This is a genomic window from Halomonas sp. 328, from assembly GCF_015645095.1.
Classification (GTDB): Bacteria; Pseudomonadota; Gammaproteobacteria; order Pseudomonadales; family Halomonadaceae; genus Bisbaumannia.
This window is the reverse complement of the sequence record NZ_JADOTW010000040.1, coordinates 1-21,817: the sequence shown is the minus strand read 5'-3', so window position 1 is coordinate 21,817 and position 21,817 is coordinate 1. Positions and strand designations below refer to the sequence as shown.

At 64.8% G+C, this 21,817-nt stretch carries 23 protein-coding genes; 16 read left to right on the top strand and 7 right to left on the bottom strand.

Annotation, left to right across the window (positions count from 1 at the left end; all coding sequences use genetic code 11):
* The first annotated feature begins 26 nt into the window (after positions 1-26).
* From IHD13_RS16390 to IHD13_RS16370, 5 genes are all read left to right on the top strand, one after another.
* Positions 27-617: a YggT family protein gene (locus tag IHD13_RS16390; protein ID WP_195862113.1), complete on the top strand. Its 591-nt coding sequence runs from the start codon at positions 27-29 to the stop codon at positions 615-617.
* A 70-nt stretch (positions 618-687) separates the two neighbouring features.
* On the top strand, positions 688-1,842 hold the full coding sequence (metX, locus tag IHD13_RS16385) for a homoserine O-succinyltransferase MetX (RefSeq protein WP_195862112.1): 1,155 nt from the start codon (positions 688-690) through the stop codon (positions 1,840-1,842).
* Complete coding sequence (metW, locus tag IHD13_RS16380) at positions 1,842-2,444, top strand: methionine biosynthesis protein MetW (protein WP_195862111.1); 603 nt, start codon at positions 1,842-1,844, stop codon at positions 2,442-2,444. Before metX ends, metW begins: the two co-directional genes overlap by 1 nt.
* Before the next feature lie 27 nt (positions 2,445-2,471).
* Entirely contained in the window at positions 2,472-2,927 is a 456-nt protein-coding gene (locus IHD13_RS16375) for a DUF4426 domain-containing protein (RefSeq protein ID WP_195862110.1), read from the top strand.
* A complete protein-coding gene (locus IHD13_RS16370) occupies positions 2,927-3,250 on the top strand; it encodes a Rieske (2Fe-2S) protein (protein WP_195862109.1) in 324 nt (107 codons plus the stop codon). The genes IHD13_RS16375 and IHD13_RS16370 overlap by 1 nt, the downstream gene beginning before the upstream one ends.
* Before the next feature lie 407 nt (positions 3,251-3,657).
* On the opposite strand, the gene sfsA is transcribed toward IHD13_RS16370, so the two are convergent.
* Both sfsA and IHD13_RS16360 read right to left on the bottom strand, forming a co-directional pair.
* Positions 3,658-4,386, bottom strand: a complete 729-nt coding sequence (gene sfsA, locus IHD13_RS16365) for a DNA/RNA nuclease SfsA (protein ID WP_195862108.1) — start codon at positions 4,384-4,386, stop codon at positions 3,658-3,660.
* 71 nt (positions 4,387-4,457) lie between these two features.
* Positions 4,458-5,618, bottom strand: a complete 1,161-nt coding sequence (locus IHD13_RS16360) for a pyridoxal phosphate-dependent aminotransferase (RefSeq protein WP_195862107.1) — start codon at positions 5,616-5,618, stop codon at positions 4,458-4,460.
* A gap of 237 nt (positions 5,619-5,855) precedes the next feature.
* On the opposite strand from IHD13_RS16360, the gene dksA reads away from it, so the two are divergent.
* The 11 genes from dksA to IHD13_RS16305 all read left to right on the top strand — a co-directional run bounded on the left by dksA (position 5,856) and on the right by IHD13_RS16305 (position 18,115).
* Positions 5,856-6,293 (top strand): RNA polymerase-binding protein DksA, encoded by a 438-nt coding sequence (dksA, locus tag IHD13_RS16355; protein ID WP_195862106.1) that lies wholly within the window; start codon positions 5,856-5,858, stop codon positions 6,291-6,293.
* 69 nt (positions 6,294-6,362) lie between these two features.
* Positions 6,363-7,244, top strand: a complete 882-nt coding sequence (gluQRS, locus tag IHD13_RS16350; protein WP_195862105.1) for a tRNA glutamyl-Q(34) synthetase GluQRS — start codon at positions 6,363-6,365, stop codon at positions 7,242-7,244.
* A gap of 28 nt (positions 7,245-7,272) precedes the next feature.
* Complete coding sequence (locus IHD13_RS16345; protein WP_195862104.1) at positions 7,273-7,452, top strand: hypothetical protein; 180 nt, start codon at positions 7,273-7,275, stop codon at positions 7,450-7,452.
* Between the two features lie 18 nt (positions 7,453-7,470).
* Complete coding sequence (locus IHD13_RS16340; protein ID WP_195862103.1) at positions 7,471-10,425, top strand: ATP-binding protein; 2,955 nt, start codon at positions 7,471-7,473, stop codon at positions 10,423-10,425.
* Entirely contained in the window at positions 10,403-11,797 is a 1,395-nt protein-coding gene (locus IHD13_RS16335; RefSeq protein ID WP_195862102.1) for a sigma-54-dependent transcriptional regulator, read from the top strand. Before IHD13_RS16340 ends, IHD13_RS16335 begins: the two co-directional genes overlap by 23 nt.
* A gap of 860 nt (positions 11,798-12,657) precedes the next feature.
* Positions 12,658-14,064, top strand: coding sequence for a polynucleotide adenylyltransferase PcnB (gene pcnB / locus IHD13_RS16330; protein WP_195862101.1), 1,407 nt, complete (start codon positions 12,658-12,660; stop codon positions 14,062-14,064).
* On the top strand, positions 14,057-14,554 hold the full coding sequence (gene folK / locus IHD13_RS16325) for a 2-amino-4-hydroxy-6-hydroxymethyldihydropteridine diphosphokinase (protein ID WP_195862100.1): 498 nt from the start codon (positions 14,057-14,059) through the stop codon (positions 14,552-14,554). Before pcnB ends, folK begins: the two co-directional genes overlap by 8 nt.
* Positions 14,555-14,703: 149 nt before the next feature.
* Complete coding sequence (gene panB / locus IHD13_RS16320) at positions 14,704-15,495, top strand: 3-methyl-2-oxobutanoate hydroxymethyltransferase (protein ID WP_195862099.1); 792 nt, start codon at positions 14,704-14,706, stop codon at positions 15,493-15,495.
* Positions 15,495-16,343 carry a pantoate--beta-alanine ligase gene (gene panC / locus IHD13_RS16315; RefSeq protein ID WP_195862098.1) on the top strand — a complete coding sequence of 283 codons (849 nt, stop codon included), beginning with the start codon at positions 15,495-15,497 and terminating at the stop codon, positions 16,341-16,343. Before panB ends, panC begins: the two co-directional genes overlap by 1 nt.
* 23 nt (positions 16,344-16,366) lie before the next feature.
* Entirely contained in the window at positions 16,367-16,747 is a 381-nt protein-coding gene (gene panD, locus IHD13_RS16310) for an aspartate 1-decarboxylase (RefSeq protein WP_195862097.1), read from the top strand.
* 192 nt (positions 16,748-16,939) lie between these two features.
* A complete protein-coding gene (locus tag IHD13_RS16305; RefSeq protein ID WP_195862096.1) occupies positions 16,940-18,115 on the top strand; it encodes an acetyl-CoA C-acetyltransferase in 1,176 nt (391 codons plus the stop codon).
* A gap of 115 nt (positions 18,116-18,230) precedes the next feature.
* Here IHD13_RS16305 and IHD13_RS16300 read toward each other — a convergent pair whose 3' ends face one another.
* Genes IHD13_RS16300 through IHD13_RS16280 form a run of 5 tightly spaced genes read right to left on the bottom strand, consistent with a single transcriptional unit; the run spans position 18,231 to position 21,613 of the window.
* Positions 18,231-19,712, bottom strand: coding sequence for a PilX N-terminal domain-containing pilus assembly protein (locus tag IHD13_RS16300; protein ID WP_195862095.1), 1,482 nt, complete (start codon positions 19,710-19,712; stop codon positions 18,231-18,233).
* 22 nt (positions 19,713-19,734) lie between these two features.
* Positions 19,735-20,295, bottom strand: a complete 561-nt coding sequence (locus IHD13_RS16295) for a PilW family protein (protein ID WP_195862094.1) — start codon at positions 20,293-20,295, stop codon at positions 19,735-19,737.
* Positions 20,296-20,297: 2 nt separating this feature from the next.
* A complete protein-coding gene (gene pilV / locus IHD13_RS16290; RefSeq protein ID WP_326838380.1) occupies positions 20,298-20,747 on the bottom strand; it encodes a type IV pilus modification protein PilV in 450 nt (149 codons plus the stop codon).
* Positions 20,740-21,207: a GspH/FimT family pseudopilin gene (locus tag IHD13_RS16285; protein ID WP_195862093.1), complete on the bottom strand. Its 468-nt coding sequence runs from the start codon at positions 21,205-21,207 to the stop codon at positions 20,740-20,742. The genes pilV and IHD13_RS16285 overlap by 8 nt, the downstream gene beginning before the upstream one ends.
* Positions 21,191-21,613 carry a type IV pilin protein gene (locus tag IHD13_RS16280; protein WP_326838379.1) on the bottom strand — a complete coding sequence of 141 codons (423 nt, stop codon included), beginning with the start codon at positions 21,611-21,613 and terminating at the stop codon, positions 21,191-21,193. Before IHD13_RS16280 ends, IHD13_RS16285 begins: the two co-directional genes overlap by 17 nt.
* Between the last annotated feature and the right edge of the window lie 204 nt (positions 21,614-21,817).

Sequence of the window (21,817 nt, the reverse complement as noted above, 5' to 3'; positions counted from 1 at the left end):
CATTCAGCCAACAAGGAGCCCCTTCTATGGGCAGTCAAGTGGGAAGCGCCGGCCTGCTGCTGGTCAACACCCTGATCAATATCTACCTCTTCCTGATGATGCTGCGCTTCCTGCTGCAGGCATCCCGGGCCGACTACTACAACCCCATCAGCCAGTCGGTGGTGAAGATCACCCAGCCGGTGGTCGGTCTCTTCCAGGGCTTCCTGCGCCCGGTGGGGCCCTTCGACCTGGCCACCCTGGGGGCCGCCTTCGTGATCAAGGCGATCAGCATCATCGCCATCCTGCAGATCGCCGGCATCGGCATGCCACCACTGGCCGGCGTGGCCATCGGCGCCGTGGCGGCCATCGCCAACGCCATCCTCAAGATCTACTTCTTCGCGCTGATCGCCATGATCATCCTCAGCTGGGTGGCCCCCAACGCCAGCCACCCCGGCGCCCTGCTGGTGATGCAGCTGGTGGAGCCGATCATGGCCCCGGTGCGCCGGGTGATTCCGCCGCTGGGCATGCTCGACCTCTCCCCCATCGTGGTGTTCATCGGCATCAGCATCATCGATGGTATCGTAGTAGGTTCGCTGACCCGCGCCGCCGGTATCTCCGGCCGCCTGGTCGGCCTGTAAGGCGGATGCCGCCCGCCGTGGCGGCACGCCCTTCGGCAACATAACGATACGACTGGACACCAAGGACCCCATGCCCGAGCTACCCCGCGATTCGGTCGGCCTGGTCACCCCGCAGACCGCGCACTTCGATGCGCCTCTCGAGCTGGCCTGCGGCCGCACCCTGCCCAGCTATGAACTGGTCTACGAGACTTACGGCGAACTCAATGCCGAACGCAGCAATGCGGTGCTGATCTGTCACGCCCTCTCCGGCCACCATCATGCCGCCGGCTACCACAGCCCCGACGACCGCAAGCCCGGCTGGTGGGATGCGCATATCGGCCCCGGCAAGAGCATCGACACCGAGCGCTTCTTCGTCGTCTCCCTGAACAACCTGGGTGGCTGCCACGGCAGCACCGGGCCGCTGAGTCACAATCCGGCCACCGGCCGCCAGTGGGGCCCCGACTTCCCGATGATGACGGTCACCGACTGGGTGCACAGCCAGGCGCGCCTGGCCGACCGCCTGGGCATCCAGCGCTTCGCCGCGGTGATCGGTGGCAGCCTGGGCGGCATGCAGGTGCTGCAGTGGAGCCTCAACTACCCGGAACGGGTGGCCAATGCCGCGGTGATCGCCGCCACCCCCAAGCTCTCGGCCCAGAACATCGCCTTCAACGAGGTGGCCCGCCAGGCGATCCGCTCCGATCCCGACTTCCATGACGGCCGGTATGCCGAGCACGACACCCTCCCCCGGCGCGGCCTCAAGCTGGCCAGGATGGTGGGGCATATCACCTACCTCTCCGAAGACGCCATGGGCAGCAAGTTCGGCCGCGACCTGCGCAGCGACGACTTCAACTTCGGCTACGACGTGGAGTTCCAGGTGGAGTCCTACTTGCGCTACCAGGGCGATACCTTCTCCAACAGCTTCGATGCCAACACCTACCTGTTGATGACCAAGGCGCTGGACTACTTCGACCCGGCGGCGCTGCATGGCGGCGACCTGGCCGCGGCCCTGGCCCCGGCCACTTGCCCCTTCCTGGTGGTGAGCTTCTCCACCGACTGGCGCTTCCCGCCGTCACGCTCCCGGGAACTGGTGGATGCCCTGATCCGCGCCGGCAAATCGGTCAGTTTCGCCAATATCGATTCGCCCCATGGCCATGACGCCTTCCTGCTGCCGGAGCCCCGCTACCAGGCGGTGTTCGCCGGCTTCATGACACGCGTGGCCCGTGACCTGAACCTGGAGGCCCACTGATGCGCGCCGACCTCAAGCTGATTCATGGCTGGGTGCCCGAGGGGGCCCGCATTCTCGACCTGGGCTGTGGCGACGGTACCCTGCTGGCGTCCCTGGCCCGGGACAAGAAGGTCACCGGCTATGGCCTGGAGATCGACCCCGATGGCATCACCGCCTGCATCGAGAAGGGCGTCAACGTCATCGAGCAGAACCTCGACGAGGGGCTGGCCAACTTCGACGATGATGCCTGCGACCTGGTGATCATGACCCAGGCCCTCCAGGCCCTGCGCCGCCCCGACCTGATGCTCGACGAGATGCTGCGGGTGGCCGGGGAGTGCATCATCACCTTCCCCAACTTCGCCTACTGGCGGCATCGTCTCTACCTGGGCTTCAAGGGCTATATGCCGGTCTCCAAGTCGCTGCCCCACGCCTGGTACGACACCCCCAACATCCACCTCTCGACCTTCAACGACTTTGAACGCCTGTGCCGCGACAAGGGTCTGATCATCAGCGACCGTGCGGTGGGCAACGGCGACCACGAAGGGCACTGGACCTCGCGACTGTGGCCTAACCTGTGTGGAGAGACCGCCATCTTCCGGGTCAGCCGGGGCCCCGGCGGTTAAGCCGAAGACCAGACAAGAGGACAACTCATGAAGGCCAAGAGACTCGGCGCCTGGATCGTCGCCAGCCTGCTGCTGTGGCTAGGAGCCAGCGCCGCCCAGGCCCAGCAGTTCGAACGGGTCGGCAACTACCAGATCCACTACAACGCCATCAACACCAGCTTCCTGACGCCGGAGGTGGCCGCGGCCCACAATATCCAGCGCAGCCAGGTCATGGCGCTGCTCAATGTCAGCGTGCTCGAGGAACAGGAGGACGGCACCACCCGCCCGGTGAACGCCTGGGTCAATGGCCGGGTCAGCAACCTGGCCGGCCAGCTGCAGAACCTGTCGTTCCGCACCGTGCGCGACGGCGAGGCGATCTACCACCTGGCCACCTTCCGCATCCAGGAGGACGAGCCGATGCGCTTCGAGCTCGAGGTCAGCTACGATCGCAACGCCGACCCCGCCCAGGTGGGTTTCATGCAACGCTTCTATATCGATCGCTGATGACCGCCATCGCCCACCGCTCAGCGCTCGACACCACCGGAGCCCTGGGCCTGCGCCTGCCGGACGGCCGTGAGGCCTTCCTGGTGCGGGTGCATGGCCGCATCACCGCCTTCGAGAACCGCTGCCCCCACCAGGGCATCGGCCTCGACTTCCAGCCCGATGTCTTCCTCGAACCCGGCGGCGAGCTGATCCAGTGCAGCATGCACGGCGCCCTCTTCCTGCCGGAGAACGGCGAGTGCGTCTTCGGCCCCTGCCAGGGCCGGCAACTAGCGCCGGTGGCGATCCGTATCGACGACAACGGCCAGATCCATCTGGCCGAGTGAATCGCGCCTGCCGCCGAGGCGTCGGAGCGCGGTAGCGGCTTGAGGAGAAGCATAAAGCCTCCCACAGCAGCCTGAGTGGCCACTGGTGCCGGGAGAGGCGCTGGTGTTGTGGGAGTTCGGGTTCCCCAGACGATGGGCGACGCAGTCGCCCTTGGTGACCGCCAAAGCCCTCCGGATCGCCCTTCGGGCGATATCGCGCGGAATCCGCGCTCCCACCATAGGTTGGGCGGTCTCTAGCACGGGTAGGGGCGCTGGTGTTGTGGGAGTTCGGGTTCCCCGGACGATTGGGCGACGCAGTCGCCCTTGGTGACCGCCAAAGTTTTCCGGATCGCCCTTCGGGCGATTTCGCCGAGACGTCAGATCAGCGGAACCGGGACGCCGGACCGCCGCGCTCCCAAGGGATATCGCTAGCTCAGATAAACCGGCAGCCGCCTGGCCAGGCGAATGTCCCGGGGCACCCCGGCCTCGGTGACCACCTCGCAGCCATAGGCCAGTACCTCGACCCCCGCCTCGGCGACCCGCTTCAGGGTCTCGGCATAGCGCGGGTCGAGGTGCGCCGCCGGGGCCACCGAGGGAATGGCGGTGTGGGCCACGCAGAACAGCAGCACCGCCCGATGCCCCTCCGCAGCCAGGCCCGCCAGCACCTCCAGGTGCTTGCGGCCCCGCTCGCTGACCGCGTCGGGGAAGTAGCCGCCGCCATCGGCCTCGCGCAGGGTCACCTGCTTGACCTCCACATAGGTCAGTGCCCCCTGGTCATCGCTCAGGCGAAAATCGAGGCGCGCCCCCTCCACCCGCGCCTCCCGCTTGAGCTCGGCGAAGCCGGCCAGCTCAGCGACCACCCCCTCGCGCAGCGCCGCCTCGACGATGCCATTGGCCCGCCCGGTATGCACCGAGGCGAAGGCAGTGTCGCCCTCCGGCTGGGGCAGCTCGATCAGTTCCCAGGTCCAGGCCAGCTTGCGCTTGGGGTTGTCGCTGGCGGCCAGCCAGACCCGGCAGCCCGGCACGTTCACCGCGCGCATGGAGCCAGTATTGGGGCAGTGGGCCACCACCAGGGAGCCATCGGCCAGCTCCACGTCGGCCAGGAAGCGCTTGTAGCGCCGGCGCAGGAGGCCAGGCGTCAGGGTGGGATACGTCATCACAGCCGCGCCGGGAAGCGTGGCTTGTAACGTCGACTCGGGCTGCCCGGGGTCAGGGGCGAAATCGCTCATCATAATCGCGCCAGGAAGCGTTCGAGGCGACTCAGGGCCTCCTCCAGGCGCGCCACCGAGGTGGTGAAGGCGATGCGCACATGGTGCTCGCCGCCGCGTACCGCGAAATCGATGCCCGGGGTGATGGCGACGTTCTCCTCCTCCAGCAGGCGCCGGCAGAAGGCCTGGCTGTCGCGGCTGTAGCGGGAAATATCCAGCCACACATAGAAGGCTCCCTGGGGCGGCAGCGAGGGGGCCAGGTCGAGGCGCGCCAGCCCCGCCAGCAGGGCGTCGCGGCGCCGCTCCAGCTCCCGGCGGCGCCCCTCCAGCTCATCGAGGCAGGCCGGGGTGAAGGCCGCCAGGGCGGCGTGCTGGGCCGGGGTGGAGGCGGCCAGGAAGACGTTCTGGGCCAGCCGCGTCAGGGGCTCCACCGCCGCCTCCGGTGCCAGCAGCCAGCCCAGGCGCCAGCCGGTCATGCCGAAATACTTGGAGAAGCTGTTGACCACGAAGGCCTCGGGGGCCAACGCCGCCGCCGAGACCGGCTCGACCCCATAGGTCAGCCCCTGGTAGATCTCGTCCACCAGCAGGGCCCCGCCACGCTCGTCGACTGCCGCGGCCACCGCCGCCAACTGGTCGGCATCGAGCATATGGCCGGTGGGATTGGAAGGCGTCGCCAGCATCGCCAGGCGCGTGGTGTCGCGCCAGTGACGGGCCACCAGCGCGGCATCCAGCTGCCAGCCGCTCGCCGGCCCCACCGGCACGGTATCCAGCTCGGCCTCGGCCAGGGCCATGAAGTGGCGATTGCAGGGGTAGGTGGGATCGGCCATCAACACCCGGTCGCCGCGCTGCACCAGCAACTGGCTAGCCAGCAGCAGGGCCCCGGAGGCGCCGGGGGTGACCAGGATACGCGCCGGGTCGACCTCGGCCCCGAAATGCTGGGCATAGTGGCCGGCGATAGCCTCGCGCAGCGCCGGCAGGCCCGCCGCCGGCGTATAGCGCGTCTGCCCCGCGGCCAGGGCCTGCTGCCCCGCCGCCACCACCGCCTCCGGAGTGGCGAAATCGGGCTCGCCGACTTCCAGGTGAATCACATCATGACCGGCGGCTTCCCGGCCCTGGGCCACCTCCAGCAAGCTCATCACCCGGAAGGGCTCGACGCGATCCAGCCGCGCGCTCCAACTCATGCGTTACTCTCCTTCAACGGCCGCGATCGGCCTCTCGATGACTCGCTATGGCACCTCTGACGGGGGCCAGGGTCCAATGGAATTGTAACCGGCTGTGGTATCGGCCGGCACCTCCAGATCATGTGACAGTTGCAATGCGGGCGTTTTTTCGCTAAATAAGCAAGGCTTTGGGCCGGCAGTAGTGCGCCTGCCCGACCGGGCATCGGCCCCAGTCACTCGAGTAATGAGGCAGCCCCCATGCCAGTAGCAGCACAAAAGACGGAAGCGCCAAAGAAATTCACCCCGTACGAAGCGGCAGCGGGTGAAGAGTACATGAACGAAAAGCAGCTGGAGCACTTCCGACAGATCCTGCTCGACTGGAAACAGGAGCTCATGGAAGAAGTGGACCGCACCGTGCGTCACCTGCAGGAAGACGCCAACAACTATGCGGACCCGGCGGATCGTGCCACCCAGGAAGAGGGTTTCAGCCTCGAGCTGCGAACCCGCGACCGGGAGCGCAAGCTGCTCAAGAAGATCAACGAGACCATCGAGAAGATCGACGAGGACGATTACGGCTTCTGCGAGGCCTGCGGCGTCGAGATCGGCATTCGTCGCCTCGAGGCACGCCCCACCGCCACCCTCTGCGTGGACTGCAAGACCCTGGCCGAGCTCAAGGAAAAGCAGCTCGGCGGCTAAGCGCCAGACGCGATGCAGTTAACGGGCACCCTCGGGTGCCCGTTTGCCTTTCCGCCGACGGAGTCTGCCATGCCCTCCTATCGAGGCCGCTTCGCCCCGACGCCCTCGGGCCCCCTGCATTTCGGTTCCCTGGTCGCCGCCCTGGGCAGCTACCTGGATGCCCGCCGGGCCGGCGGCGCCTGGCTATTGCGCATCGAGGACATCGACCCGCCGCGCTGCCCCGCCGGCGCCAGCGACACCATCCTGCGCCAGCTGGAGGCCTTCGGCCTGCACTGGGATGGCCCGGTGCATTATCAGAGCGATCGCCACGACGCCTACCAGGCAGCCCTGGCGCGCCTCATCGACCAGGGACTCGCCTACCCCTGCAGCTGCTCCCGCAAGCAGTGGCGCGATTACCCCGTCTATCCCGGCTGGTGCCGCGACGGGGTACGCGAGCCCGGCAAGCCGGTCGCCTGGCGCCTGCGCAGCGACCTGGGCCAGCGCCCGGTGGAGTGGCAGGATCGGCTCTTCGGTAGGCAGTGCTTCGACCCGGCGGCCCTCGGCGACGTGGTGTTACAGCGCAAGGATCGCCTCTGGGCCTATCAACTCGCCGTGGTGGTGGATGACGCCGCCCAGCAGATCAGCGATATCGTGCGCGGCCATGACCTGCTCGACAACACCCCCTGGCAGCGCCAGCTGCAGGTGGCCCTGGGCCTGCCCGAGCCCCGCTACCTGCATCTGCCGTTGATTCTCGGCGCCGATGGCCAGAAGCTTTCCAAGCAGAACCTGGCCCCGGCCCTGCCCTGGGAAGGCCCCGAAGTGGGTCGATTGCTGCACCGCGCCCTGCGGGCCCTGGACCAGGCCCCGGAACCGGCCCTGGTCCGCGAACCGGTGGCGGTGCAGCTGGCCGAGGCGATCCCCCGCTGGTCGGTGGCGCGACTGCGCCCCGAGGCCCAGCGCCAACAGCCCTGACACGGCGCCCACAGGAGAGAGCCCTTTCATGTACCTGTACCGGCTGATGCTGTTCCTGGTGTTCGGCGGCTACCTGCTCTCGCCGCTGCTGATGAGCGGCTGGGCCTCGCCGGACGGTGCCTGGTACCGCCCCTTCCTGATCTGGGGCGGCCTGATCGCCCTGTCGCTATGGCTGGAGCAGAAGAGGAAACTGGATGAACGCAGCTGATCCCCGCGGGGGCCGCCCATGAGCGTCGCCCAGCTCTTCCTGCTCGGCACCGGCTACCTGTCGCTGCTGTTCCTGGCCGCCCTGGCGGTGGAGCGGGGCTGGGTGCCGATCCGCATCGTCCGCCACCCCGCCGTCTACACCCTGGCGCTCGGGGTCTATGCCAGCGCCTGGGCCATCTACGGCAGCCTGGAGCTGGCCAGCGAGGCGGGCTATGGCTACCTGGCCTACTACCTGGGGCCCGCCGGGGCCTTCCTGCTCGCCTCGGTGCTGCTGGTACCGATCCAGCGCCTGACCCGCACCTACCAGCTGTCGTCCCTGGCCGATCTCTTCGCCTTCCGCTTCCGCTCCCGCTGGGTGGGTACCCTGATCACCCTGGTCAGCCTGCTGGCGGTACTGCCGCTGCTGGCCCTGCAGATCCAGACCCTGGGCGATGTCACCCAGGTGCTCACCGGCACCGACTCCCCGGCGGTGATGGCGCTGGCCTTCAGCGCGGTGATCGCGCTCTTCGCGATCCTCTTCGGCGCCCGCCACACCCGGCTGCATGCCCGCCACGACACCCTGCTGGCGGTGATCGCCCTGGAATCCCTGGTCAAGCTGCTGGCCATGCTGGCCCTGGGCGCCTTCGCCCTGTTCGCCATCTTCGAGGGGCCGGCCAGCGTCCAGGCCTGGCTGGCGGGGCCCGGCGCCGAGCTCCAGGCCGACGTCAACCGACTCGACCCGGGACAGTGGCGCACCCTGCTGCTGCTGTTCTTCGCCGCCGCCTTCCTGATGCCCCACCTCTTCCACATGGCCTTCGCCGAGACCCTCTCCCGGCGCACCCTGCAGCAGGCCAGCTGGAGCCTGCCCCTCTACCTGCTGCTGCTGGCCCTGCCGGTACCGCTGATCCTGTGGGGTGCCCAGCGTGTCGGCGCCGACAGCGCGGCACTGGGCGCCGCCTACCTGGCCTATGGGCTCTCGGCCTCACCCTGGATCCAGGGCCTGGTGTTTATCGCCGGCCTGGCCGCCGCCAGCGGGACCCTGATCCTGATCGCCCTGGCCCTCTCCGGGATGATGCTCAACCACTGGGTGCTGGTGGCCCACTCCCCGATCCACCAGCCCGACCTCTACCACTGGCTGCGCTGGCTGCGCCGGGCATTGATCGCCGCGGTGATCTTCGGCGGCTGGCTCTTCTACCGCATCGTCGGCATCCACCACGACCTGATGACCCTGGGCATCGTCGCCTTCGTCGGCATGGCCCAGTGCCTGCCCGGCATCCTGGCGGTGCTCTACTGGCCCGGCGCCAACCGCAAGGGCATGGTCAGCGGCCTGGCGGCGGGCGTGGCGATCTGGCTGCTGGGCATGTGGCTACCGCTGCTCACCGGCATGGAACCGCTGATCCTGCTGCCGCCGGGGCTAGAACCGCTGGCCGATGAGCCCGACTGGTATGTGGTGACCCTGGTCTCCCTGGCCGCCAATATCCTCACCTTTATCCTGGTCTCGCTGCTGACCCGCACCTCCGAGGGCGAACGGGCCGCCGCCGAGGCCTGCTCGGTGGACGCGGTGATCCGTCCCAAGCGCCTGCCCCTGGACGCCCGCAACGGCGAGGAATTCATCCAGCGCCTGGTGCCGGTGCTCGGCGAGGAGGTCGCCCGTCGCGAAGTGGAGCGCGCCCTGGAGGCGCTGCGCATCTCTCCCCAGGAGGGGCGCCCCTACGCCCTGCGCCGCCTGCGTGACCGCCTGCAGGCCAACCTCTCCGGGCTGATGGGCCCCTCGGTGGCCCAGGACATCGTCGACAGCTACCTGCCCTACCGCCGCGGCGCCCAGGAACCCACCGACGATATCCACTTCGTCGAGAGCCGCCTGGAGGCCTATCGCTCGCGGCTCACCGGCCTGGCCCGGGAGCTCGACGGCCTGCGTCGCTACCACCGGCGCATCCTCACCCGGCTGCCGGTGGGGCTCTGCGCCTTCGGCGTCGATGACGAACTGCTGATGTGGAACGACGCCCTGGCCGAGCTCTCCGGTATCGACGGCGCCAGCGTGGTGGGCTCGCGGCGCACCGACCTGCCCGCCCCCTGGGGCGAACTGCTGGGCCGCATGTTCGATGAGCGCCACGACCACCTCTACAAGCAGGAGGTGCCCCTGGCCGACGGCGTGCGCTACCTCTCCCTGCGCCGCGCCGAGCTGCAGGCCGACGACGCGGTGCGTGGCGGCACCGTGATCCTGGTGGAGGATCACAGCGAGATGAAGTGGCTGGAGGACGAGCTGGTCCACGCCGCCCGCCTCGCCTCCATCGGCCAGCTGGCCGCCGGGGTCGCCCACGAGATCGGCAACCCCATCACCGGCATCTCCTCGCTGGCCCAGAACCTGCGCTACGACACCGACGACCCCCAGTTGCTGGAGACCGCGGAACAGATCCAGCAGCTCACCGACCGGGTCTCGCGCATCGTCTCTTCCCTGGTGGGTTTCGCCCATGGCGGCCGCCACGTCCAGGGCCAGGCCTTCGCGCCCCTCTCCCTGCACCAGGTGGTGGAGGATGCCCTGCACTTGATCCACCTGGCCCGCTCGGGTCAGGATGTTACCTATCGAAACCTCTGCCCCGAGGCATACCACATCGAGGGCGATGCCCAGCGCCTGGTGCAGGTCTTCATCAACCTGCTCAACAACGCCCGGGACGCCAGCCCCGACGGCGGCGAAGTGGTGATCGAGGCGAGCCGCGAAGGTAACGGCGTCTGTGTTACCGTTACCGATGAGGGCCGAGGCATCGACGCCAGCATTCGCGACCACCTCTTCGAGCCCTTTACCACCACCAAGGCGCCCGGCGAGGGCACGGGGCTCGGCCTGCCACTGGTCTACAGCATCATCGCCGAGCACCATGGGCAGATCCATATCGAGTCTCCCCCCGCGGAGCGAGAACGCGGCACCCGCATCCTGATGTGGCTGCCCACCAACCGAGAGGACGGCAATCCCCCCCATGAGCCGGATTCTGATCGTTGAAGACGAAGCCATTATCCGCAGCGCCCTGCGCCGCCTGCTGGAACGCCACGATTACCAGGTGAGCGAGGCCGGCTCGGTGGACGAAGCCGAGGGCCTCGACCCCCAGCGCTTCGACCTGGTGATCAGCGACCTGCGCCTGCCCGGCACCCAGGGCACCGCCCTGATCGCGCGCGCCGCCCCCACCCCGGTGGTGATCATGACCAGCTACGCCAGCATGCGCTCGGCGGTGGAGGCCCTCAAGGAAGGTGCCGTCGACTATGTGGCCAAGCCCTTCGACCATGACGACCTGCTCAAGACCGTGGCCCGGGCCCTGGAGCAGCATGCCGCCGAGGCGGCGCCTCCCGCCGCCACCAGCAGCGCCGCCCCGCCCCAGGAGCTGATCGGTGACTGCGAGGCGATGCAGGTGGTCTACACCCGCATCCGCAAGACCGCCCCGGCGGACGTCACCGTGCTGATCCAGGGCGAGTCCGGCACCGGCAAGGAGCTGGTGGCCCGCGCCATCCACTCCCAGAGCCAGCGCGCCCGGGCCCCGCTGATCTGCGTCAACTGCGCGGCCATTCCCGAGACCCTGATCGAGTCGGAGCTGTTCGGCCACGAGAAGGGCGCCTTCACCGGCGCCAATGCCGCCCGCACCGGCCTGGTGGAGGCCGCCGACGGTGGCACCCTGTTCCTCGACGAGATCGGCGAGCTGCCCCTGGATGCCCAGGCCCGCCTCTTGCGGGTGCTGCAGGAGGGCGAGATCCGCAAGATCGGTTCGGTGGAGACCCGCCACGTGAACGTGCGCCTGATCGCCGCCACCCACCGCGACCTGCGCGCCATGTCCAAGAGCGGCGAATTCCGCCTCGACCTCTACTACCGCCTCAATGTGATGCAGATCGACCTGCCGCCGCTCCGCGACCGGGAGGAGGACATCCTGCAGATCGCCGACGTGCTGCTCGAGAAGGCCTGCCGTCGCCACGCCCGCGAGGGCCTCAAGCTCTCCCGGGCGGCGCGCCGCGAGATCCGCGACTACCCCTGGCCCGGCAACGTGCGGGAACTGGAGAACGCCCTGGAACGGGGGGTGATCCTCGCCGAAGGCCACCTGATTCACCCCGACGACCTGGGCCTGCACCCTGCCCCGCCGCTCTCCCGCACCCCGCCCAAGCCCGCGGCCCCGGCCTCGCCGGACCACCGGGAGTCCGGCGAGGCCGAGCCGGACGAGGAGGACCTCTCCCTGGAGGACTACTTCCAGCACTTCGTGCTCGAGCACCAGGACCAGATGAGCGAGACCGAGCTGGCCCAGAAGCTGGGCATCAGCCGCAAGTGCCTCTGGGAGCGCCGCCAGCGCCTCGGCATTCCGCGCAAGAAGAGCGCCCGCAGCCGCACCGGATAAGCGCCGCCCAGGCAACCCGACCATGGTCTAAGCGCCCGTCGAGCCCTCCTCGACGGGCGTTTTTCGTGTCGCGGAGGGAACTTTTGCACCAGTTGTTACCATCCCACACACCGCCCGCCCCATAAGGGCCCATTCCGGGTAACACAGCCACCCCCCGCCGAAGGCATGCCAAGAAGCGACATCCACAACACAATGAAATATAAGGTTTTTTCAAATAGTGGCACGCACGGTGCAATATCCTAGGGCAAGAAGAACAAGATCCGGACGCCGCCAGGTCACTGCCCCCAAGGGGCGTAACAAGAACAACAGGTGACACTTCGGCAGGCGCCAGTCGACGAGCCAACAACAACAAGATCGTCGAGCATGGCAAACAAGGGGTGACGACCCGCCAAGAACAACAACAAGGCGCAGTCACCCGGACGCGGCCACAACAAGAACAACAGGGCCCGACATCCGGAGGTTCATCAGGACGCGACGCACCGAGCAGGCGCAACAACAAGAACAAGCGCCTCGGGGGTGCACTCTCGGCAACCAACAACAACAGGCCGAGGGAAGGTAGACTGCCTACCGTCGTGGTTGGATTATTGTTTTGAATACGAGACGGTCGCCACCAGGAAGACCAATAAAGACAACAACACTGCTTGCCTGAAAACTTTCTTGGTGACTGTGGTGCGTATTCAAGGCGATGCGCCATCACGAAGAAAAACCAGCAGCACGGATGCTGATCTGACCGCTTAAGGGGAGGCCGCATGGCCTCCCCTTTCTGCTTTTACGCCCCGATCACCCTCACACCACGGTTCCCATGCTGTCGGCGGTCGGCTACACTGACGTTTTAGGACTCCGCGAGTCGATATCGCTGCATGTTCAAAGGATTTACCCGCTTTCTCCAACGCCCCGGTGAACGCTTGAAGAACCTCTTCGGCAGCCAGGATGGCCCCGGCGAGTCTCCCGGTCTTCGCGTCATCCCCCGCGACCAGCATTCGGTGTCACGCCGCCTGTTCAGCGAACCCGCCCTCAAGGTGCTCTACCGGCTACACAACGCCGGCTACGAGGCCTACCTGGTGGGTGGCTGCATCCGTGATTCCCTGCTCGGCAAGCAGCCCAAGGACTTCGACGTGGCCACCGACGCCACCCCCGAGGAGGTCCGCGAGCTGTTCCGCAACTCGCGGATCATCGGCCGGCGCTTCCGTATCGTCCATGTGCGCTTCGGTCGCGAGGTGATCGAGGTCACCACCTTCCGCGGCAAGCCCAACGAGGATCACGGCGAGCACCTCTCCCAGCAGAGCGACGACGGCCTCTTGCTGCGCGACAACGTGTGGGGCGACGTGGAGGAGGACGCCCTGCGTCGCGACTTCACCGTCAACGCCCTCTACTACAATATCGCCGACTTCTCGATCCATGACTGGGCCGACGGAGTCCGCGATATCGAGTCGCGCACCCTGCGCATGATCGGCGACCCGGCCACCCGCTATCGGGAAGACCCGGTGCGCATGCTGCGCGCCATCCGCTTCGCCGGCAAGCTCGACTTCACCTTCGCCGCCTCCACCGAGGCCCCGATCCGCGAGATGGCGCCGCTGCTGCTGCAGATTCCACCGGCCCGGCTGTTCGACGAGGTCCTCAAGCTGTTCCTCGCCGGTCACGCCCTGACCACCTTCCGGCTGCTGCGCGACTACGACCTCTTCGCCATGCTCTTCCCCGAGGCCGACGAGGCCCTGGCCGAACTGCCCTGGGCGGAGGCGCTCTTCGAGCGCGCCCTGGCCAATACCGATGCGCGCATCCAGCAGGACCGCCCGGTGACCCCGGCCTTCCTGTTCGCCGCCCTGCTGTGGCCCGGCGTGGTGCAACGCCAGGCGCGCCTCCAGGAAGACGGCATGCCGCCGGTACCGGCCCTGCAGGCCGCCGCCCAGCAGGCGGTCTCCCGCCAGCTCCAGCATATCTCGATCCCCAAGCGCTTCAGCCTCCCGATGCGCGAGATCTGGGACCTGCAGCAGCGCCTGCCCCAGCGCCGCGGTCGTCGCGCCATCCAGACCCGCGAGCATCCGCGCTTCAGGGCCGCCTACGACTTCCTGCTGCTGCGCGAAGAGGCCGGCGAGATCCCGCCCGGCCTGGGCGACTGGTGGACCGCCTTCCAGGAGGGCGACGAGCACGACCAGCAGCGCCTGCTCTCCAAGGCGACCAGCCAGGGTGACGAACCCCATCCGCGCAAGCGTCGGCCCCGCAAGCGCCGGCGGCGCTCCGGTGGTGCCGGCGGCGATCAGCATGGCTGAGGCAGAGTGGCACCGGGCCTATATCGGCCTGGGCAGCAACCAGCAGCACCCCCGCGAGCAGGTGATCCAGGCCCTCGACGCCCTGGATCGCCTGCCGCTGACTCGCCTGGCGGGTGCCTCGCGGCTTTATGCCAGCGCCCCGGTGGGCCCTCAGGATCAACCCGATTTCGTCAATGCCGTGGCCGAGCTCGCCACGCGGCTCTCGCCGCTGGCCCTTCTCGACCAGCTCCAGGCCCTGGAACAACGCCACGGCCGTCGCCGGCTTCGCCACTGGGGGCCACGCACCCTGGACCTGGACCTGCTGCTCTATGATGAAGCGGTGATCGAGTCCCCGCGGCTGCGGGTGCCGCACCCGGAAATGGCCCATCGCGGCTTCGTGCTGCTGCCCCTGGCCGAGCTGGCCCCGACGCTGCGCCTCCCCGATGGTCGGTGCATCGCTCCCCTGGCCGAGGCCATGGGCAGCGATGACTTGCGGCCCTTGTTACCCTAGGGGTAAAGTCGCTCGATTGGGTGTTACCATTCGACACTTATTGAACCTTCGTCGGTAACACCTTGCCGCACCATAACGGGTCGGGTAACGTCCCCTGCTCGAGACCGGTATAAAACGACCGTTTTAACGCCAATCATGAGACCCCTCTTATGAAAACCGTCACCCTGAGCACGCTGCAGGCCTTCAAGCGCTCCGGCGAAGCCTTCAGCTGCCTGACCGCCTATGATGCCTCCTTCGCCCGGGCGGCCAGCGAAGCCGGCATCGAGGTGCTGCTGGTGGGCGACTCCCTGGGCATGGTCCTGCAGGGGCATAGCAGCACCCTGCCGGTCACCCTCGAGGAGATCTGCTACCACACCCGCTGCGCGGCCCAGGGCAAGGGCAGCAGCCTGCTGATGGTGGACCTGCCCTTTATGAGCAACTCGAGCCTGGAGCGGCTGCTGCAGGACGCCGGCGAGCTGATGCGCGCCGGCGCCGAGCTGGTCAAGGTGGAGGGCGAGGCCTGGATGGCCGAGGGCATCCGCGAGCTGACCCGCCGCGGCGTACCGGTCTGCGCCCACCTGGGCCTGACCCCCCAGACCGTCTATCAGATGGGCGGCTACAAGGTGCAGGGACGTGACGCCGAGCGCGCCGAGCAGATCATCGCCGACGCTCGCACCCTGGTGGAGGCCGGCGCCTCGGTGATCCTGCTGGAGTGCGTGCCCGCCAGCCTGGGCCGCGCCGTGACCGAGGCGGTGGACGTGCCGGTGATCGGCATCGGCGCCGGCCCCGACACGGATGGCCAGATCCTGGTGATGCACGACGTCCTGGGCGTGACCCACGGGCGCACCCCGCGCTTCGTCAAGAACTTCATGCAGGAAGCGGAGAGCATCCAGGGCGCCTTCCATGCCTATCACGAGGCGGTCAAGGCGCGGCGCTTCCCCGCCGAGGAGCACTGTTTCTGATGCACACCCTGGAGAGCATCGCCGACCTGCGCGAGGCCCTGGCCGAAGCGCGCCGCGCTGGCCAGCGTATCGGCCTGGTGCCCACCATGGGCAACCTCCACGAGGGCCACCTGGCCCTGGTCGCCGAGGCCAGGCGCCACGCCGACCTGGTGGTGGCCACCATCTTCGTCAATCCCATGCAGTTCGGGGCCAATGAAGACCTGGATGCCTACCCGCGCACCCTGGCGGACGACCAGGCCAAACTGGCCGCCGCCGGCTGCGACCTGCTGTTTGCCCCGCAGACCGCCGAGATCTACCCCCGCGGCCTGGAGGCCCAGACCCGGGTCAGGGTCCCCGAGGTCAGCGAGGGCCTGTGTGGCGGCAGCCGCCCCGGCCACTTCGATGGCGTGGCCACCGTCGTCACCATGCTCTTCAACCTGGTGCAGCCCCAGTTGGCCTGCTTCGGCGAGAAGGACTACCAACAGCTGGCGGTGATCCGACGCCTGGTGGCAGACCTGCACCTGCCCATCGAGATCATCGGCGTGCCTATCGTGCGCGCTCCTGACGGCCTGGCCCTCTCCTCGCGCAACGGCTACCTGAGCGAGGCGGAGCGTGCCCAAGCGCCAGGGCTCTATCGCACCCTTTGCGAGCTGCGCGACGCCCTGGAGGCCGGTGGTGACCCCACCGAGAACCTGGCCGAGGCCGAGGCCACCCTTGCCAAGCGCGGCTTCACGCCCGATTATCTCGAGCTGCGCGCCCAGGACCTGAGGCCGCTGACCGAGTCCACGCGCCACGCCGTGATCCTCGCCGCCGCCCAGCTGGGCCCGGCACGCCTGATCGATAACCTGACCGTCAACCTGCCCCGCTAAGCGCAGGAAGGAAGAGAAGCCCGATGCATACCATCATGCTCAAGGCCAAGCTGCATATGGCCCGCGTCACCCACGCCGTGCTCAACTACGAAGGCTCCTGCGCCATCGACGGCGAGCTGCTGGACATGGCCGGCATTCGTGAAAACGAGCAGATCCAGATCTACAACGTGGAGAACGGCCAGCGCTTCACCACCTACGCCATCCGCGCCGAGGAAGGCTCGAAGATCATCTCCGTGAATGGCGCCGCCGCCCACCTGGCCGGCGTCGAGGATCGGGTGATCATCTGCAGCTACGCCCACTACAGCGAGGCCGAGCTCGACAACCACCAGCCCGCCCTGGTCTACCTTCAGGAAGGCAACACGGTCAGCCACACCAGCAACGCCATTCCCGTCCAGCTCGCCTAAGAGCCTGGGTGGCCACGGGTTTTGTAGGAGCTTGCTTCAGCAAGCGATTGGCGCCGAAGGCGCCCTTGTTGAAGACCGGCCCGCCGCCCTTCTGGGCGGCGGGCCGTTTTCATGGAATTGTCCATTGCCGCAGTGCACAAATCTCCCTTATGCTGAACGAGTCACCGCTCGAGACTCAGCCAGGAGATTCCCATGCAAGATGTGGTCATTGTTGCAGCAAAGCGCACCGCCATCGGCAGCTTCGGCGGCTCCCTCGCCGGCATTCCCGCCAGCGATCTCGGTGCCCTCGTTATCAAGGACCTCCTCGCCGAGACCGGCGTGGCCCCGGAGCAGGTCGATGAAGTCCTGCTCGGTCAGGTATTGACCGCAGGCGTCGGCCAGAACCCGGCGCGCCAGGCCGCCATCAAGGGCGGCCTCCCCGATACCGTTCCCGCCATGACCATCAACAAGGTGTGTGGTTCCGGCCTCAAGGCCCTGCACCTGGCCACCCAGGCGATTCGCTGCGGCGACGCCGAGCTGATCCTGGCCGGCGGCCAGGAGAACATGTCGGCCTCCCCCCATGTGCTGCCCAACTCCCGTAACGGCCAGCGCATGGGCGACTGGAAGGCCGTCGACACCATGGTCAACGACGGCCTGTGGGACGCCTTCAACAACTACCACATGGGTATCACCGCCGAGAACCTGGCGGAGAAGTACAGCATCACCCGCGAGGCGATGGACGAGTTCGCTGCCGCCTCCCAGCAGAAGGCCGCCGCCGCTATTCGTGAAGGCAAATTCAAGGGCCAGATCGTCCCGGTGGAAATTCCCCAGCGCAAGGGCGATCCGCTGGTCTTCGACACCGACGAGAACCCCCGCGAGGCCACTGCCGAGAAACTGGGCGCCATGCGTCCCGCCTTCAAGAAGGACGGCACCATCACCGCCGGTAACGCCTCCTCCCTCAATGACGGCGCCGCCGTGGTGATGCTCTGCTCCGCCGAGAAGGCCAAGGCACTGGGCCTGACCCCGTTGGCGCGCATCGCCGGCTACGCCAATGCCGGCGTTGATCCGGCCATCATGGGCATCGGCCCGGCCCCGGCCACCCGCCGCTGCCTGGAGAAGGCCGGCTGGAGCCTGGACGACCTGGACCTGGTGGAAGCCAACGAAGCCTTCGCCGCCCAGGCACTCTCCGTCAACAAGGAGCTGGGCTGGGATACCGACAAGGTCAACGTCAACGGCGGCGCCATCGCCCTCGGCCACCCCATCGGCGCCTCCGGCTGCCGGGTGCTGGTCACCCTGCTGCACGAGATGATCGCCCGGGATGCCAAGAAGGGCCTGGCGACCCTATGTATCGGCGGCGGCCAGGGCGTAGCGCTGGCGATCGAACGCTAAGCAGCCGGAAGCCGGAAGCCGGAAGCCGGAAGCCGGAAGCCGGAAGCCGGAAGCCGGAAGCCGGCACAAAAGATTGCCCCTGCCGAATGGCAGGGGCAATCTTGTTAATATCAGCTTAGTTCAGGTCACGAACTCGCTCTCTCCAACCAACCAGCTCATATGAATAAGTATCCTCTCCTGTGTTGCCTGTCACCCAGAGATCAAAGGCGTCACCACTTACGCCAGCAAGAATTTCGAAGGCATCGTGAATCGCCTGAGCCACATGAATGTAGTCGTTATTCCCCCCACCGCTAACATCAATACAAATCGGTTCAAAGTCACAATTCTCCCCGCTCGCATCACAGCTATAAGGTGCAGAAATGATTGCTCCCTTGAAGTCATCGCCACCACCGCCATCCAAGATATAGTCACCAAGAACAACCACAACCCCTTCGAAATCAGGGTTCCCCTTAAACTCCACATCCCCATTAATCACCAAAAAACCACTTCCAGAGAAGGAGTTACCCTTAGGAAAGAAGTCTCTTTCGGGAGGAACAATAATTTCATTCCCATCCCCATCCAACTCGACCGTCCTGGCAGGAAGGTATTCGCCATCAATGATATTGGAATTCTTATCTTCATCACTCTCAAGATAAGTCACCATATTGAAACCAGAAAACGTCTGATTTGTTGTATCCGTGACATAGGTGTCATCACCCGAGGCCGCTCCTGAATCTTCAAAAATCTGCCTCATGAAGTTATGGAATGCTGCTGGCTCACCAAGTATATTAGCGCCTTGCCAAGTTGCTATCCCTCCTTTGTAGTTACACATTCTGTTATTACTATCATCACAGGCCGCGTAATTCCCTGTATAGTAAGGCTTATTGTCATCATCATATACCACGGCCTCTACCGCGTGAAAAATCCCATCGACTGAGGGAACACCATTGGAGTCAAAGTCAACATTAGCATTGGGATCAGAAGGAACGAAAACAAACTTTTCACCCGCATTAGGGTCATTCCCTAGTATGCTGTCAACTATATCCTTGGCATCGGCTGGGCTTGCCGCGGAAATCGCCGGGTAACGGAAACCATCGACCTCTTCTTCATCACCCTCTACTTCAGAGGCGGCTGATGTTGCCCCATCATAGCAAGCCAACGGAGATGCATAATTGATCGGAGAAAGGTCACCGAGACCTTCCAACACAGCCATAAAATCTATCACTCTAAGAGAAATGACATCCTCATCCACAACCTCTCCAGAAATCGTAGCGCCTTCCACCCAAGCACTAAAGCTTATATTAGAAGCCCCAGCAGCACCCACCCTAAAGTATGAAGAGTCACCGACCGGATTCGATGCATATTCATCATACCCCTCACTCTCCAGAAAGGCCTCAAAGGCTGACTTGCTAGCACTGAGAAGTGTTTGATCATAGGACATAAGTTCCGACGCGCCATACTCGGCCGCCATATGTGCTGAGGCCGCCGCCCTATGATTACCGGCCATTGATTCTTCCAGGCGGGAAGACTGCATACTAGAGAGCCCCAGAAGAAGCGCAACCACCAGAAGGACTAGGCTGACGATCAGCGCGGCCCCTTTCTGTCTTATCGAGTTCATACCCCCCCCCTTGCGCCTTACCTCACAAACCGGCCATCGCGCTCTCACGATTGGTAACGACAAAAGAAAAACTGCGTGCTATATCAGATTCGCCAGGTATAGCAGGAAAAACAATCTCTACAGCTATTGAAACCCCATTCCCCAGAAGCTCTGGATTGAACTCTTCAACCCCTCCAACTATAGGCTGCTCATCACCGACAACAATTGCATTTCCATTGCATGCATGATTCACCATGACACTATCCACAGAGAAGGTGTACTCTACCCCGCTCAACCATCCAGAACCACCACAATATGGATCATCAGGCCTATAAGTAGCGTTGGCATAAGAGAGTTCAATCTTTGAGTCTGCCTCATTCGCATCAAATCCCGAAGCTGTGCGAACGTCTAGAGAAATCACATCCGAAACAAACCTTAAAACCTCTTGCCGCTCAGCCAAGGCTTCCACACGATTAAACGAGGACTTGCTTACCAAGAAAAGCTGGATAGCCCCCACCATAATAATCAGGCCTATCACTAGAGCAACCATAAGCTCTATAAGAGTAAAGCCTTTCTGATGACTTACACCAATAGGAGCAATCATGGTTAAGGGTCCTCCCCAGGCAAGCGAACCACATAAACCAGACTGGACACATCCTCTCCACTAAACCTCCCATCACTCCAAGAAAGGGTAATGGTATACTGGCAATCTGGAGACGAACTTATGCCACTGCCTGAGTCTTCCATACCAAGAAGCTTATCACTCCAGTGATCGATCCAGTCTAATTCTATGCTTACAGTAGGGTCACTAGGGCTAGGATCGTCAGGATCTGGGCACTCACCCTCCGTGGTATCTATAGCGGCCCATAACCTTTCTACCGCATCCTGCGCTGCCAAGGTGGCGATAGAACGATGATAGGAGAGATGGGCACTCTGCATAGCCTTTAGCTGCATGGCAGCAACGCCAAGCAGTCCGAAGGAAAGCACCAGAACGGCTATCAAGGCCTCCAACAATGTAAAGCCATCTTGAGAGTAGCGCCTCAATTGCCTATCCACAGTTCTCTCCTACTCTCCCGGCAGGGCCAACCCGAATTTCCCGAGTTTCTCCGCCATAAGCAATATCAATTTCCTTGCAGTTTTCACCGGCAGGCAGCCTGCCCAAGGAAGTAAATGTAATCACCCCTCCATCGGTAAGCGACACCCCTACAGGCGATGAGCTCTCATCTCTATCAAGAATAACGGTATCATCAGACAGCTTTACCTCAAGGCTCCACCCGGTACCTGCCGTCGTTATTGTGGCCGTTACATTTTCACGACGCTTGACCGCCTCACTCCTGGCATAATTAAGCGTCGACAAAATCTCGTTACCTTCACTAGCTCGCCGGTTATCCGCCATAAGCTGTTGAAAGCCAGGGACCGCCAAGGTGGCAAAAATGGCCACCAAGGCTATCGTTACCATCAGCTCTATCAGGGTAAAGCCCCGGGAGCCATTACAATGATTACCAGCAATCATCATTTGGCCCCCTTACACCTAAATTATTGAGTGTCAAAGGGCCTGGACAGCCATCTCCTCCAGAACCAGAAAGCGTTGCCGTGACGGTAAAAGTCGTATCGGTACTCGCCACTGAAATCGTATAGTGCTGATCGGGAGAAGGCCTGGTATCGCTATCACTTAATGCACAGCTCCCATTGTTATAGGAGCTATAGACCGTATAGCAACGCTCCAGAACCTGAGCGGCATCCATCAGACCCGCATGGGCATCCGTGCGCTTGGCCCGCTCCACATAGCGCGTATAGCTGGGATAGGCGATGGAAGCCAGGATGGCCACCACCGCGACGGCGATCATCAGCTCGATTAACGTGAAACCGGCCTGGCGGCACCTGCCCCCAGGCCTTCTGGTCGCTTGCTCCCCTGCGCGCACGGCGGTGCCTCCGGCTAAGCATTGCTAATGTATCATTGTGTATCAGCATAGCCGGGGGCGGCGCTTCGCACCAACAAAAAACCGGGCTTTCGCCCGGTCCTTTGGTACATAAGCCCTGCTTTATTAAGGTTCTTCGTCACTTCATGTGGATTTGGCCTGATCGGACAAGCGGCCCACGGGGCTGCCAATCAGGTAGATCATCGC